Here is a 14,315-nt window from a genome sequence, read left to right as displayed (position 1 = left end):
AAGAACGTCTTCACGGTTTTATCTCTGCAGGCGATGGCCCTATGATGGGTCTCGCCTGCGGAGATTGCCGATGTCACTGCCTTCCTTCAAAGACCAATTCGCTGCCCTGATCGCCGCACCTTCGGTGAGCTGCACGCAGGCGCATTGGGATCAGTCCAACCGCCCGGTCATTGAACTGCTGTCGAGCTGGCTCGGTGACCTCGGTTTCGCCTGCGACGTGCAGGAAATTTCCCCCGGCAAATTCAACCTGCTCGCCAGCTATGGCGGCGGCCCTGGCGGTCTAGTGCTGGCCGGGCACAGCGACACCGTGCCATTCGATGCCGCACTGTGGCAGACCGACCCGCTCAAACTCACCGAAGTCGATGGCCGCTGGGTGGGCCTGGGCAGTTGCGACATGAAGGGCTTTTTCGCCCTGATCATCGAAGCCGTACAACCCTTGTTGGCGCAACGTTTTCAGCAACCGCTGCTGATTCTCGCCACCTGCGATGAAGAAAGCTCGATGTCCGGTGCCCGCGCCCTGGCAGAGGCCGGGCGCCCCCTGGGGCGCGCAGCAGTGATTGGCGAGCCGACCGGCCTAAAGCCCATCCGCCTGCACAAGGGCATCATGATGGAGCGCATCGATATTCTCGGGCAAAGCGGCCACTCCTCCGACCCCAACCTCGGCCACAGCGCCCTGGAAGCCATGCAAGACGTGATGCTGGAGTTGCGCGGCCTGCGCGCGCAATGGCAGCGCGAATTCAACAACCCACAGTTCAGCGTGCCACAACCGACCCTGAACTTCGGCTGCATTCACGGCGGCGACAACCCCAACCGCATCTGCGGACAGTGCTCGCTGGAATTCGACTTGCGCCCGCTACCGGGCATGCAACCGGAAGCCCTGCGCGCGGCAATTCGGCAGAAACTGCAACCGCTGGCCGAGCAGCACCAAGTGAAAATCGACTTCGCGCCGTTGTTCCCCAGCGTGCAACCATTCGAGCAAAACGCCGACAGCGAGCTCGTGCAAATTGCCGAACGCCTGACCGGACATACGGCCGCCGCGGTGGCATTTGCCACCGAAGCGCCTTATCTTCAGCAACTTGGCTGCGAAACATTGGTGCTTGGCCCCGGCGATATCGACTGCGCTCACCAGCCAGGTGAATACCTGGAAATGTCACGTTTGCAGCCTACTGTGCGTCTGCTGCAACAACTCATCGAACATTACTGCCTGAAAACTGCATGATCCGGAGGAGAGAACGCGTGAAGCTGCCCCAACTGCGACGATAAAGACGCTCCTGGCTGCCTCGTCTGGCGCGTACGCGCCAATCCATGCGTTCCGTATACGACACAGGTTCTTCAAGCAATGCACGACCACGTCAACTGGCTCCGCCACGCTTCGCCCTATATCAATGCCCACCGCGACTGCACCTTTGTGGTGATGTTGCCGGGTGAAGGCGTTGCCCATCCGAATTTCGGCAATATCGTTCACGACCTGGTGCTGTTGCACAGCCTTGGCGTACGCCTGGTGCTGGTGCACGGCTCACGCCCGCAGATCGAAGCACGCCTGGCCAACAACGGCCTGACTCCGCGTTTTCACCGTGACCTGCGGATCACCGACAGCCCAACCCTGGAATGCGTGATCGACGCCGTCGGCCAGCTGCGTATCGCCATCGAAGCGCGCCTGTCGATGGACATGGCGCGCTCGCCCATGCAGGGCTCGCGCCTGCGCATTACCAGCGGCAACTTCGTCACGGCACGGCCGATTGGCGTGGTCGATGGCGTCGACTACCACCACACCGGCGAAGTGCGGCGCATCGACCGCAAGGGCATCAATCGCCAGCTGGATGAGCGCAGCATCGTGCTGCTGTCGCCACTGGGTTATTCGCCCACCGGGGAAATTTTCAACCTGGCCTGCGAAGACGTCGCCACCCGCGCCGCCATCGACCTCGACGCCGACAAGCTGCTGCTGTTCGGCGCCGAATGCGGTCTGCTCGATGAAGCCGGCAAGCTAGTGCGTGAACTGCGCCCACAGCAGGTGCCGGCGCATCTGCAGCGCCTGGGCAGCAGCTATCAGGGCGAACTGCTCGACGCCGCCGCCGAAGCCTGCAAGGCCGGGGTCCGCCGCAGCCATATCGTCAGCTATGCCGAAGACGGTGCGCTGCTCAGCGAGCTATTTACCCGCACGGGCAACGGCACGCTGGTGGCCCAGGAGCAGTTCGAATCACTACGCGAAGCAACCATCGAGGATGTCGGCGGGCTGATGGAGCTGATCACCCCGCTGGAAGACCAGGGCATTCTGGTGCGCCGCTCACGCGAAGTGCTGGAGCGCGAGATCGAGCAATTCAGCATCGTCGAGCGCGAAGGGCTGATCATCGCCTGCGCCGCGCTATACCAGATTGCCGACTCGGATTTCGGCGAGCTGGCGTGCCTCGCGGTCAATCCGTCTTACCGGCATGGCGGCCGCGGTGACGAGCTGCTCGAACGCATTGAGGAACGCGCCCGCGCCCAGGGCCTGAAAACCCTGTTCGTGCTTACCACGCGCACCGCTCACTGGTTCCGCGAACGCGGCTTCGAGCCCAGCAGCGTCGACCGCCTGCCAGCCGCGCGCGCCTCGCTGTACAACTACCAGCGCAACTCGCAGGTGTTTGAAAAGGCGCTCTAAACAGCAGCCGCGATAGCTTTGGTAGGGTGAGTTACGGCGCAGCCAAAATCGGGGCTTGGTTAGCTCCTACCAAGCGCCTAAACCACCCTACGAGTCTGCGACAGAAATTAAAAAGGGCCGCTTATAGCGCCCTTTTTGGCAGATGGGTTGGTAAGTACAAACCCAGATAGGCATCAAAAACCCGCATACCTTCCTCAGCCATGCGCGGGGTGATTTCGCCGTGCAGCTGCACCGAGCGGGCATAGACGCGGTCGCCCAGCTCCATGGCCAGGGCGAACACATCAACATCATCCGGCAATTGCGGCAACGGGAAGTGCCGGTCGAACAGCTGCTGCATCAGCTGACCCAGCTCGATGTCGTGCTGACGATCCGCCTGGGTCACTTCCGCCAGGCCGTGCTGCGCAAGAATCAACTGACGCGCGGCGGCATCGTCGGCGTAGATCGCCAGCATGCGCTGCTCGACCAGCCGTGACAGATCACGCCAGTCACGCAGTTGGTCATGCTCGATAGGTTCTTGCAGGCAGGCACGAAACGCCCCGTGAATATCTGCCGTCAGCCCTTCCAGCAAAGCCGGTACGCTGGCGAAGAAGTGATACACCGAGGACGGCGGAATTTGCGCGCGCTCAGCCACGCTGTAGATCGACAGGCTGGCCACGCCCTGTTCAGCCAGCAACTCACGGGCGGCGGCAAGAATGCCGGCAATGCGGCTCTGGCTACTGGCGCGGGGTTTACGGGCGATAGGCGGGCGGGACATGGCGAGACTCAAGAGCAAGGGGTGCGCTATTGGACGCCAGGCAGCGGCCCGCTCGCAAGTTTTCCCAGAAGCGGGCCGGATCTCGCGAGCTAGAGCGAGACAAGGCAAAAATGGCCGAGGAAGCGGAATTTACGAGTTGTAAATGAGCATTTCTCGTTTCACTCGCCCTCCGGGTCGCGCTAAAGCGCGCTATCCGCAAGCGGCTTGCCGAGGCCATTTTTAACGCAGTATCGCCGACACGCAGCAGATCCGAGGGGTCAGAACCGCGCGCCGCGCACGCCTTCAGCTAGTGCCGCACACAGGCTCAGCACGCCATCCACCGCCTGCTCGTTGCTGGTGGCGTTGGCGATCTGGTCGATCAGCGCCGAGCCTACCACCACACCGTCAGCCAGACGCGCGATAGTTGCAGCATGCTCCGGGGTACGGATGCCGAAACCGATGCACAGCGGCAGGTCGGTATGGCGGCGCAGGCGGGCCACAGCCTGCTCGACGTGGTCCAGGGTGGCCGAGCCGGCACCGGTCACACCGGCTACCGAGACGTAGTAGACGAAGCCGGAGCTTCCGTTCAGCACCTTGGGCAGGCGCTTGTCGTCGGTGGTTGGGGTGGTCAGGCGGATAAAGTCCAGACCCGCGACCTGAGCCGGATCGCAGAGGTCGACGTTATGCTCTGGCGGCAGGTCGACCACGATCAGACCATCGACGCCGGAGGCCACGGCTTCGGCAATAAAACGCTCGACGCCGTACTTGTGGATCGGATTGAAGTAACCCATCAGCACCAGCGGCGTGGCCTGCTCGCCCTCACGGAACTCGCGGACCATCTGCAGGGTTTTCGCCAGGTCCTGACCGCCTTCCAGGGCACGGATATTAGCCAGCTGAATCGCCGGGCCATCGGCCATCGGGTCGGTAAAGGGCATGCCAAGCTCGATTACATCGGCGCCAGCCGCCGGCAGGCCCTTGAGGATGGCCAGGGAGGCGTCGTAGTTCGGGTCACCGGCAGTGACGAAGGTCACCAGGGCGGCGCGGTTCTGCTCTTTCAGCTCGGCAAAGCGGGTTTGCAGGCGGCTCATCAGTGTTTCTCCTGCGAAGTGTTTTCCATGTGGTGCATAACGGTCTGCATATCCTTGTCGCCGCGGCCGGACAGGTTGATCACCATCAGGTGCTCCTTGGGAAGCTTCGGCGCGCGCTTAAAGGCTTCGGCCAGAGCGTGGGCGCTTTCCAGGGCGGGGATAATGCCCTCCTGACGGCAGCAGGTGTGGAACGCTGCCAGGGCTTCTTCGTCGGTTACCGAGGTGTATTCGACCCGGCCGACGTCATGCAACCAGGCGTGCTCAGGGCCGATACCGGGGTAATCCAGGCCGGCGGAAATCGAGTGGGCGTCGATGATCTGACCGTCGTCGTCCTGCAGCAGGAAGGTGCGGTTGCCGTGCAATACGCCGGGTACGCCGCCGTTGAGGCTGGCGGCGTGCTTGCCGGTTTCGATGCCGTAGCCGGCCGCTTCGACGCCGACGATCTGTACGTCTTTATCGTCGAGGAACGGGTGGAACAGGCCGATGGCGTTCGAGCCGCCGCCGATGCAGGCCACCAGGCTATCGGGCAAACGGCCTTCCTGGGCGAGGATCTGCTCGCGGGTTTCTTTGCCGATCACCGCCTGGAAGTCGCGGACCATCGCCGGGTAGGGGTGTGGGCCGGCCACGGTGCCGATCATGTAGAAGGTGTTGTGCACGTTGGTCACCCAGTCGCGCAGCGCTTCGTTCATCGCGTCTTTCAGGGTGCCGGTGCCGGCGACCACCGGGATCACAGTGGCACCCAGCAGCTTCATGCGGAACACGTTGGCCTGCTGGCGATCAATGTCGGTGGTGCCCATAAAGATCACGCATTCCATGCCAAAACGCGCGGCCACGGTGGCGGTGGCCACACCGTGCATGCCGGCGCCAGTCTCGGCGATGATGCGTTTTTTGCCCATGCGCCGGGCCAGCAGGGCCTGGCCGATGCAGTTGTTGATCTTGTGCGCGCCGGTGTGATTGAGCTCTTCGCGCTTGAAGTAGATCTTCGCGCCGCCGCACATCTCGGTCAGGCGCTCGGCGAAGTACAGCGGACTCGGGCGGCCGACGAAATCACGCTGGAAGTAGGCCAGCTCCTTCTGAAACTCGGGATCGAGCTTGGCCTTCTCGTATTCCTCGGCCAGGTCGTGGATCAGCGGCATCAGGGTTTCGGCAACATATTGGCCACCGAACGAGCCGAACAGGCCGTTGGCGTCAGGACCAGTGCGGAAGGAAGTCATGGCGTTCTCCTGCAGATGAATGGTGTAGGAGCGCCCCATGGGCGCAATTCGCGGGCATGGCCCGTTCCTACAGTCTGTGTTCAGGATACGGCTGTGGCTAATGACAGAAAAGCGATAAGATCGCCGCAACCCGTCAGGAAAACTCACAAATGAGTCAAGATCTTCCGCCGCTTAACGCTCTGCGCGCCTTCGAAGCGGCCGCGCGGCTGAATAGCATAAGCCAGGCCGCGAATGAACTGCATGTGACCCATGGCGCGGTCAGCCGGCAGGTTCGTGCCCTGGAGGAACACCTGGGTGTGGCGCTATTCAGCAAGGAAGGTCGCGGCCTTAAACTCACAGATGCGGGCATTCGCCTACGTGATGTCAGCGCCGAACTGTTCAGCCGCCTGCGCAGCACCTGCGCCGAGCTGCAGCAGGGCCAGGCCGATGCGCCGTTTGTCCTGGCCTGCCCGGGTAGCCTGCTGGCGCGCTGGTTTATCCCGCGCCTGGATCGCCTCAACCGCGAACTGCCGGAACTGCGCCTGCAACTGTCCGCCAGCGAAGGCGATCTGGACCCGCGTCGTACTGGCGTGGATGCCACTTTGTGGTTCGCCGAGCCACCCTGGCCGGCGGATATGCAGGTATTCGAGCTGGCCGCCGAACGCATCGGCCCAGTGCTTAGTCCGCGCTATGCGCACTTCGCCGAACTGCATCAAGCTCCGCCCGCCGCCTTGCTCAACGAGCCCTTGCTGCACACCAGCTCCCGTCCGCAGGCCTGGCCAAGCTGGGCAGCCAGCAATGCACTGGATGCCGCCGCGTTGAAACTTGGCCAGGGCTTCGAACATCTCTATTACCTGCTGGAAGCCGCTGCCGCCGGCCTGGGCGTCGCCATCGCGCCGCAACAACTGGTGGCCGACGACCTGGCCGCCGGTCGCCTGGTTGCACCCTGGGGGTTTGTCGAAACCTCGGCGCGCTTGGCGCTCTGGGTGCCCATGCGCAGCCGTGATGGTCGTGCCGAAGGCCTAGCGCAGTGGCTGCGCAAGGAGCAGCAGCGTTAGCGACCGGCCCGTGCTCGGCAAATGCGACTAATCTGAACTTTAGCGTTCGCGGGTGGGACTCAACTACAAGACCTACCTGTTCAGCCACCTGGGAGAGCCGCAATGACCGATCATCACACCTACAAGAAAATCGAAATCGTCGGTTCCTCGAAGACCAGTATCGAGGAGGCGATCAACAACGCCCTGGCCGAAGCGGCGAAATCCATACGCAACCTGGAATGGTTCGAAGTGACGGAAACCCGCGGGCATATCGTCGATGGCAAAGTCGGCCACTACCAAGTCACCCTGAAAATCGGCTTCCGCCTGAGCAATAGCTAAGCGGCGCCCGGCAATCGCGGCCGCGGCCCGATTGCCGGGCATCTGCATTGATGCGCCGCATCGTCCCCTTGGAATCCGCAGAACAAACCCCACTATCTAACTCAGGTATTGGCGCTTTGTGGCGCCCAGCAAACGGATAACCAAAGGCAGGCCCGATGAGCGCACTCGCACAGAGCAAATTTTCCACCCTCGATCTCGCCCCGGTGCGTGACGACGGCAACGCCGCCCAGGCCCTGCATAACTCCCTGGCCCTGGCGCAGCATGTCGAGCGCCTGGGCTTCGAGCGTTTCTGGGTGGCCGAACACCACAATATGGACGGCATCGCCAGCTCGGCTACGTCCGTGCTGCTTGGCTATCTGGCCGCGGGCACCTCGCGCATTCGCCTGGGTTCAGGCGGAGTGATGCTACCCAACCACGCGCCGCTGGTGATTGCCGAGCAGTTCGGCACCCTGGCCACGCTCTACCCCGGCCGCATCGAACTGGGCCTAGGCCGCGCGCCTGGGGCGGATCACTTCACCGCCCAGGCGCTGCGCCGCGACCGGATTGGCAACGCCGATGATTTCCCCGCGGATGTCGAAGAGTTACAGCGCTACCTCGGCCCGCGCACACCGGATCAACGGGTGATCGCCATGCCCGGCACTGATACCAACGTGCCGATCTGGCTGCTCGGCTCCAGCCTGTTCAGCGCTCAGCTGGCCGGCGAGAAGGGCCTGCCCTACGCCTTCGCCTCGCACTTTGCGCCGCGCTATATGCATGAGGCGATTCGCGTCTACCGCAACCACTTCAAGCCCTCGGCAGTGCTCGACAAGCCCTATGTGATGCTCGGCGTGCCACTGATTGCGGCCGACACGGACGAGCAAGCCGAATACCTGGCTACCTCAGCCTATCAGCGTATTCTCGCCCTGATTCGCGGCCAGAGCCTGGTGCAGAAACCGCCGGTGACAAGCATGCAGGGCCTGTGGCTGCCGCATGAAAAAGAGGCGGTGAGCAGCTTCCTCGGCATGGCGATGATCGGTGGCCCGGAGAAAGTCCGTGCGCGCCTGGAGGTGTTGCTGGAACAGACCGGCGCCGATGAGCTGATCTTCACCTGCGATCTGTATGACTTTGCCGACCGTCTGCATGCGTTCGAGCTGGTCGCGCAATTGCGCTAGAAGTTTTTCGAACTTGTGCCGCCCGGGCCTGCTCTCAACCCTATAACCCACGCATTGGAGTATTCGGATGAAGAAGACAGCCTCAGCTCATTGGCAAGGCGGCATCAAGGACGGCAAAGGCACGATCTCGACGCAGAGCGGTGCCCTGAAAAGTGCGCCCTATGGCTTCAATACCCGCTTCGAAGGGCAACCAGGCACCAACCCGGAAGAGCTGATCGGCGCTGCTCATGCCGGCTGTTTCTCCATGGCCCTGTCCAAGGAACTTGGCGAAGCCGGGATGACCGCCGAAAGCATCGACACGCAAGCAGAAGTGACCCTCGACAAGCAGGATGGCGGCTTTACTATCACCGCCGTGCACTTGACGCTCAAGGCACGCATTCCCGGCGCCGACCGGGCGGCCTTCGAGAAGGCCGTGGCAACCGCCAAGAGCGGCTGCCCGGTGTCCAAGGTGTTGAACGCCGAAATCACCCTGGAAGCGGTGCTCGACAGCTGATCGCGGTACGCCTTAGAACGTACCGCAGCGCGGTATCTTGCCCCGCGCCAGCACATTACGCTGTTCATCGTAGAGCCAGGCCTGGGCTTTCATCTGCATGGGTCTGGCTTCCAATCGGTAGCGCTGGCCGGCGACGAAGTTGTCATGCCGCACGCGAATTTCGCAGGTCACCTGCTGTGGCTCACTGGCACCATCCAGGCCACCACCGCTGCTCACTTCGAACTGAAAGCGCGCTTGCAACTCATGGGCGCCGGCCGCTACTTGGAAATAACGGCCATCGCTGAGGCGCTGGCCATCCAATCGATCCGCCATCAGCAGCGTGCCGGCATGGCTGTGCAGCTCAACCCAGGCCTGGCCCGGGTCAGCGGGTGGCACGGGTGAAGCGCAGGCACTGAGCACCAGCACGCCGCCAAGCAAAGCCAAATAACGCATGAACACCTCCACAAATCGCAACAACCTTCAGCTTACGCCGATGCGCTGCTGGAGGCTGCAACGCCGATGCGCTAGCGTGGCAGCCTGTTTACTCACCGGTACGGATCAATGTTCGACGCCCCGTTCTGGCGCTCGGTTCCGCTGGCTGCAACGCTGCTGCTCGGCGGCTGCAGCACCCTGGATTACTACAGCCATCTAGCCGGCGGCCATCTGCATCTGTTGCAGGCCCGCGAGCCGATTGCCGAGCTGTTGCAGAACCCGGCGACCGACCCCGAACTCAAGCAGCGCCTAGCCCTCGCGCAGCAAGCGCGGGATTTCGCCAGCGCCCAGCTGGGTCTGCCAAACAACAGCAGCTACCGCCTGTATGCCGATATTCAGAGGCCCTTCGTGGTGTGGAATGTGTTTGCCACCCCGGAGTTTTCCCTGGCGCCTGAACTGCACTGTTTCCCTATCGCCGGTTGTGTGGCCTACCGCGGCTTCTACAGCCAGGGTCGGGCGCGCGGCGCTGCTGCACTGCTCAAGCAGCAGGGCCTGGATACCTACGTGGGCGGCGTCGAGGCTTATTCAACACTGGGCTGGTTCGATGACCCAATTCTCAACACCATGCTGCGCTGGAGCGATGAACGCCTGGTGGCAGTGATCTTCCATGAGCTGGCGCATCAGCAGCTGTATGTGGCGGACGACACAGCGTTCAACGAGTCCTTCGCCAGCTTTGTCGAGCGCGAAGGCCTGCGCCAATGGCGGGCTGAACAGGGCCTGCAACCCGACGATCCGCAAGGCGAACAGCAACGCGAGCAATTTATCGGCCTGGTGCTGGCCAGCCGCGCGCGGCTGCAACAGCTGTATGACAGCGAACTGCCAGCGCCGCAGATGCGCAGCGGCAAGCAGGCCGAGTTCGAACGCCTACGCGCCGAATACGATGCGCTTAGCAAGCGCGAGTGGGGCGGTAGCGGGCGTTACGACGGTTGGATCAACGCGCCGATCAACAACGCCAAGCTGTTGCCATTTGGTCTCTATGATCAATGGGTGCCGGCCTTTGCCGCGCTGTTCGAGCAGGTTGAGCGTGACTGGCCGCGCTTCTATCAACGCGTCGCCGCACTGGGCGACCTGCCCGTGGTGGAACGGCAGCAGGCACTCACCGACTTATCTCCAGGCTCTTAGAACTTAGGTACCGAAAAAACACTCCAACCCCTGTAGTTTCTGTTCACGCAAAAGGAGCGATGCAATGAACAAATTCACCCTGGCCGTGCTGCTTGGTCTACTCAGCACCAGCGTATTGGCCGCACCCAAGCCCTGCGAAGAGCTGCGTGCGGAGATTGAAGTGAAAATCCAGGCCGCCGGCGTGGCCAGCTACACCCTGGAAATCGTGTCCAACGAAGAAGCCCAGGACCCCGGCATGGTGGTCGGCAGCTGCGACGGCGGCACCAAGAAGATCATCTATCAGAAAAATGGCTAAGCGTAGAATGGGTTAGCCGCGCAGCGACGTAACCCATCGCCTTAGCCCACAAACGCCTGGTGCAACTCCGCCAGGCTGTGGAAGTGATAGGTCGGCGCCTCGGCCTGCAGCTCGGCCAAGCTGCCAAAACCATAGCCCACCGCTGCTGCATCCAGGCCATTGCGCCTGGCGCCGATCAAATCGTGCTTTCGATCGCCGATCATCAACGTCGCCTCTGGCGCAAGCTGTTCCTTTTCCAGCAGATGGGCGATCAGCTCGACCTTGTCGGTGCGCGTGCCGTCCAGTTCGCTGCCGTAGATCACCTTGAAGTGCTGGGCAAAGCCAAAGTGCCGGGCAATCTGCTCGGCAAATACCGTCGGTTTGCTGGTCGCTATATACAGCGTGCGCTGCTGGTGCTGCAGCAGCTGCAACAGTTCGCCCACACCGTCGAACAGCTGATTCTCATACAGGCCAACCTCACGGAAACGCTCGCGGTAATGGTTCACCGCCTGCCAGGCCGTGGCCTCATCGAACTGATAGGTCTGCATAAAGCACTGCAACAGCGGCGGGCCGATAAAGTGCTCAAGCACCTGCAGATCAGGCTCATCGATGCCCAGCTTGGCCAGTGCATGCTGCACCGAGCGGGTAATCCCCTCGCGCGGGTCGGTGAGGGTGCCATCGAGGTCAAACAGGATGGTCGAGTAATGCAACGCCGGTTGAGTCATCAGCTGCCGTATCCTTCCATCAAGTGCTGATCCTTCAACCGTACGTAGTTATCGGCGCTGTAGCGGAAGTAGCTGCGCTCTTTCTCGCTCAACTCGCGAGCTTTTTTCGCCGGGCTGCCGAGGTAAAGGAAGCCGCTTTCCAGGTGGCTGCCGGGCGGCACCAGGCTGCCGGCGCCGAGCATCACCTCGTCGTCGATCACCACGCCGTCCATGACGATGCTGCCCATGCCGATCAGCACCCGGCTGCCGATACTGCAGCCATGCAGGGTGACGTTATGCGCAATGGTGACATCGTCACCGATATTCAGCGGGTAGCCGCGCGGATTGAAGGGCCCGGCATGGGTGATATGCAGCACGCTGCCGTCCTGAATGCTGCTGCGCTCGCCTATGCGGATGCTGTGCATGTCGCCACGGATCACCACCAGCGGCCAGATGGAACTGTCCGCGCCGATTTCCACATCGCCGAGCACCACGGCCGAGGCATCAACAAAGGCCCGTGAACCGAGCAAGGGGGTGAACTGTTGGTAAGTACGAATTGCCACGATAGAAACCTCTTAGGCTGCGTCTGACCTTGATTGTAATTAAGATGGCACCCATGTTCAGGACATGCGCGCGGTTTTGTAGCGCCCCGTGTCGATTCAAGCCTGCCCCTGGGAGCCTTTAGCGCCCGCCGGGGTCACAGCTGCAAACCCATTTCGTTACAGGTGACCTGTCGTGACTGCCAACAACCCACTGCTGCAAGCCTTCGATCTGCCGTCCTATGCCACCATCCGTCCGGAGCATGTCGAGCCGGCGGTGGACAGCATTCTTGCCGAAAGCCGGGCGGCCATGAGCCGCCTGCTTGAACAACAGTCTGGCACACCGAGCTGGGATGGCCTGGTGCTCGTGTTGGATGAACTGGGCGCGCGCCTGGGACAGGCCTGGAGCCCGGTCAGCCACCTGAATGCGGTGTGTAACAGCTCAGAGCTGCGCGCCGCCTACGAGGCCTGCCTGCCGAAACTATCCGAATACTGGACCGAAATCGGCCAGAACCAGCCGCTGTTTCAGGCGTATCAGGCGCTGGCCGAGAGCCCTGCAGCCGCCGGCTTCGACGTGGCGCAGAAGACCATTCTCGAGCACGCCCTGCGCGATTTCCGCCTGTCCGGTATCGACCTGCCGGCCGAGCAGCAGAAGCGCTACGGCGAAATCCAGATGAAGCTCTCCGAGCTGGCTAGCAAGTTCTCCAACCAGCTGCTGGATGCCACCCAGGCCTGGACCAAGCACGTCACCGACGAAGCCGCCCTGGATGGCCTGACCGATTCGGCCAAAGCGCAGATGCTGCAAGCCGCCGAAGCCAAGGGCCTGGACGGCTGGCTGATTAGCCTGGAATTCCCCAGCTATTTTGCGGTAATGACCTACGCCAACGACCGCGCCCTGCGCGAAGAGGTGTATGCCGCCTACTGCACCCGCGCCTCCGATCAGGGGCCGAATGCCGGCAAGAACGACAACGGCCCAGTGATGCTGGAAATCCTCGCCTTGCGTCAGGAGCTGGCCAAGCTGCTGGGTTTCGCCAATTACGCGGAGCTGAGCCTGGCCAGCAAAATGGCTGAAACCACCGAGCAGGTACTGCACTTCCTGCGCGACCTCGGTACACGCGGCAAACCGTTTGCCGAGCAGGACCTGCGTGAGCTGCAAGCCTTTGCTGCCGAACAGGGCTGCAACGACCTGCAAAGCTGGGACATCGGTTACTACAGCGAGAAACTGCGCGAGCAGCGCTACAGCATTTCCCAGGAAATCCTGCGCGCCTACTTCCCCATCGACAAAGTGCTCAGCGGCCTGTTCGCCATCGTCGAAAAGCTTTACGGCATCCAGATCGAGGAATTGAGCGGCTTCGACACCTGGCACCCGGATGTACGTCTGTTTGAAATCAAGGAGAACGGCGCCCATGTCGGCCGCTTCTTCTTCGACCTCTACGCCCGCGCCAACAAGCGCGGCGGCGCCTGGATGGACGGCGCGCGTGACAAGCGCCGCACGTCCGATGGCACGCTAATCAGCCCGGTGGCCAACCTGGTGTGCAACTTCACCCCGGCAGTCGGCGGCAAGCCCGCGCTGCTGACCCACGATGAAGTCACCACCCTGTTCCACGAATTCGGCCACGGCCTGCATCACCTGCTGACCCGCGTCGAACATGCCGGTGCGTCCGGTATCAACGGCGTGGCCTGGGATGCCGTGGAGCTGCCGAGCCAGTTTATGGAGAACTGGTGCTGGGAGCCCGAGGGCCTGGCGCTGATCTCCGGCCACTACGAGACTGGCGAGGCGCTGCCGCAGGACCTGCTGGACAAGATGCTGGCGGCAAAGAATTTCCAGTCCGGCTTGATGATGGTGCGACAGATCGAGTTCAGCCTGTTCGACTTCGAACTGCACGCCACCCACGGCGATGGCCGCAGCGTGCTGGAGGTACTCGAAGGCATCCGCGAGGAAGTCTCGGTGCTGCGTCCGCCGGCCTACAACCGCTTCCCCAACAGCTTCGCGCATATCTTCTCCGGCGGTTACGCGGCCGGTTATTACAGCTACAAGTGGGCCGAAGTGCTGAGCGCCGATGCCTTCTCCAAGTTCGAAGAAGAAGGGGTATTCAACAGCGCCACCGGCCAAGCCTTCCGTGAGGCGATTCTGGCCCGTGGCGGCTCGCAGGAACCGATGGTGCTGTTTGTCGACTTCCGCGGCCGTCCGCCATCCATCGACGCCCTGCTGCGTCACCTCGGCTTGAGCCAGGAGGCCGCATGACTGACGCACCTGTAAATGTAAGCGCGAAACGCTTTATCGCCGGGGCGGTCTGCCCGGCGTGCAGCGAAATAGACAAGATCCAGATGTGGAATGTCGATGGTGTACCCCACCGCGAATGCGTGGCCTGCGGCTACGCCGACACCCTGGATGAGCGCGGCAACTCGGTACCGCGCGAGCTACCCACGCGGGTCAATATCAGCGCGCTAAAGCCCAAGGCTGCGAATCCCAAGGTTCAGGCGGTGCAGTTTTTTCCTAATCCAAAACTGAAGAAACCAACTGAGTGACGGC

Annotated in this window: 16 protein-coding genes; 10 read left to right on the top strand and 6 right to left on the bottom strand. The window is 62.2% G+C overall.

Annotated elements, in window-relative coordinates:
- Window positions 1-70: 70 nt before the first annotated feature.
- Both argE and argA read left to right on the top strand, forming a co-directional pair.
- Window positions 71-1,219, top strand: a complete 1,149-nt coding sequence (gene argE, locus AACY25_RS13450) for an acetylornithine deacetylase (protein ID WP_339525169.1) — start codon at window positions 71-73, stop codon at window positions 1,217-1,219.
- Window positions 1,220-1,339: 120 nt separating this feature from the next.
- The gene (gene argA, locus AACY25_RS13445; RefSeq protein WP_339525168.1) at window positions 1,340-2,638 is read left to right on the top strand and encodes an amino-acid N-acetyltransferase; all 1,299 of its coding nucleotides are present in this window, start codon (window positions 1,340-1,342) and stop codon (window positions 2,636-2,638) included.
- Window positions 2,639-2,759: 121 nt separating this feature from the next.
- On the opposite strand, the gene AACY25_RS13440 is transcribed toward argA, so the two are convergent.
- The 3 genes from AACY25_RS13440 to trpB form a co-directional block, all read right to left on the bottom strand.
- Entirely contained in the window at window positions 2,760-3,392 is a 633-nt protein-coding gene (locus AACY25_RS13440; RefSeq protein WP_339525167.1) for a TetR/AcrR family transcriptional regulator, read from the bottom strand.
- A 257-nt stretch (window positions 3,393-3,649) separates the two neighbouring features.
- Window positions 3,650-4,459, bottom strand: coding sequence for a tryptophan synthase subunit alpha (gene trpA / locus AACY25_RS13435; RefSeq protein ID WP_339525166.1), 810 nt, complete (start codon window positions 4,457-4,459; stop codon window positions 3,650-3,652).
- The gene (trpB, locus tag AACY25_RS13430; RefSeq protein ID WP_339525165.1) at window positions 4,459-5,673 is read right to left on the bottom strand and encodes a tryptophan synthase subunit beta; all 1,215 of its coding nucleotides are present in this window, start codon (window positions 5,671-5,673) and stop codon (window positions 4,459-4,461) included. The genes trpA and trpB overlap by 1 nt, the downstream gene beginning before the upstream one ends.
- Window positions 5,674-5,822: 149 nt before the next feature.
- On the opposite strand from trpB, the gene AACY25_RS13425 reads away from it, so the two are divergent.
- From AACY25_RS13425 to AACY25_RS13410, 4 genes are all read left to right on the top strand, one after another.
- Entirely contained in the window at window positions 5,823-6,710 is an 888-nt protein-coding gene (locus tag AACY25_RS13425; RefSeq protein WP_339525164.1) for a LysR family transcriptional regulator, read from the top strand.
- 102 nt (window positions 6,711-6,812) lie between these two features.
- Window positions 6,813-7,028 (top strand): dodecin, encoded by a 216-nt coding sequence (locus AACY25_RS13420; RefSeq protein ID WP_339409580.1) that lies wholly within the window; start codon window positions 6,813-6,815, stop codon window positions 7,026-7,028.
- 155 nt (window positions 7,029-7,183) lie between these two features.
- On the top strand, window positions 7,184-8,179 hold the full coding sequence (locus tag AACY25_RS13415; RefSeq protein ID WP_339525162.1) for an LLM class flavin-dependent oxidoreductase: 996 nt from the start codon (window positions 7,184-7,186) through the stop codon (window positions 8,177-8,179).
- A gap of 67 nt (window positions 8,180-8,246) precedes the next feature.
- Window positions 8,247-8,672 (top strand): OsmC family protein, encoded by a 426-nt coding sequence (locus AACY25_RS13410; RefSeq protein WP_339525161.1) that lies wholly within the window; start codon window positions 8,247-8,249, stop codon window positions 8,670-8,672.
- A gap of 12 nt (window positions 8,673-8,684) precedes the next feature.
- Here AACY25_RS13410 and AACY25_RS13405 read toward each other — a convergent pair whose 3' ends face one another.
- The gene (locus AACY25_RS13405; protein WP_339525160.1) at window positions 8,685-9,104 is read right to left on the bottom strand and encodes a PA0061/PA0062 family lipoprotein; all 420 of its coding nucleotides are present in this window, start codon (window positions 9,102-9,104) and stop codon (window positions 8,685-8,687) included.
- 108 nt (window positions 9,105-9,212) lie between these two features.
- Between AACY25_RS13405 and AACY25_RS13400 the strand changes: the two genes are divergently transcribed.
- A complete protein-coding gene (locus tag AACY25_RS13400; RefSeq protein WP_339525158.1) occupies window positions 9,213-10,265 on the top strand; it encodes an aminopeptidase in 1,053 nt (350 codons plus the stop codon).
- Window positions 10,266-10,329: 64 nt separating this feature from the next.
- Window positions 10,330-10,560 carry a DUF1161 domain-containing protein gene (locus tag AACY25_RS13395; protein WP_339525157.1) on the top strand — a complete coding sequence of 77 codons (231 nt, stop codon included), beginning with the start codon at window positions 10,330-10,332 and terminating at the stop codon, window positions 10,558-10,560.
- 41 nt (window positions 10,561-10,601) lie between these two features.
- On the opposite strand, the gene AACY25_RS13390 is transcribed toward AACY25_RS13395, so the two are convergent.
- Entirely contained in the window at window positions 10,602-11,249 is a 648-nt protein-coding gene (locus AACY25_RS13390) for an HAD family hydrolase (RefSeq protein WP_339525702.1), read from the bottom strand.
- 14 nt (window positions 11,250-11,263) lie between these two features.
- The gene (locus AACY25_RS13385; protein WP_339525156.1) at window positions 11,264-11,806 is read right to left on the bottom strand and encodes a gamma carbonic anhydrase family protein; all 543 of its coding nucleotides are present in this window, start codon (window positions 11,804-11,806) and stop codon (window positions 11,264-11,266) included.
- A 172-nt stretch (window positions 11,807-11,978) separates the two neighbouring features.
- On the opposite strand from AACY25_RS13385, the gene prlC reads away from it, so the two are divergent.
- Window positions 11,979-14,027, top strand: a complete 2,049-nt coding sequence (prlC, locus tag AACY25_RS13380; RefSeq protein ID WP_339525155.1) for an oligopeptidase A — start codon at window positions 11,979-11,981, stop codon at window positions 14,025-14,027.
- The gene (locus tag AACY25_RS13375) at window positions 14,024-14,311 is read left to right on the top strand and encodes a YheV family putative zinc ribbon protein (protein WP_339525154.1); all 288 of its coding nucleotides are present in this window, start codon (window positions 14,024-14,026) and stop codon (window positions 14,309-14,311) included. The genes prlC and AACY25_RS13375 overlap by 4 nt, the downstream gene beginning before the upstream one ends.
- Window positions 14,312-14,315: the final 4 nt, after the last annotated feature.

It is taken from the genome of Pseudomonas sp. EA_35y_Pfl2_R111 (assembly GCF_963970955.1).
In the GTDB taxonomy this organism is placed as follows: Bacteria; Pseudomonadota; Gammaproteobacteria; order Pseudomonadales; family Pseudomonadaceae; genus Aquipseudomonas.
This window is presented reverse-complemented; position numbering and strand designations above follow the sequence as displayed.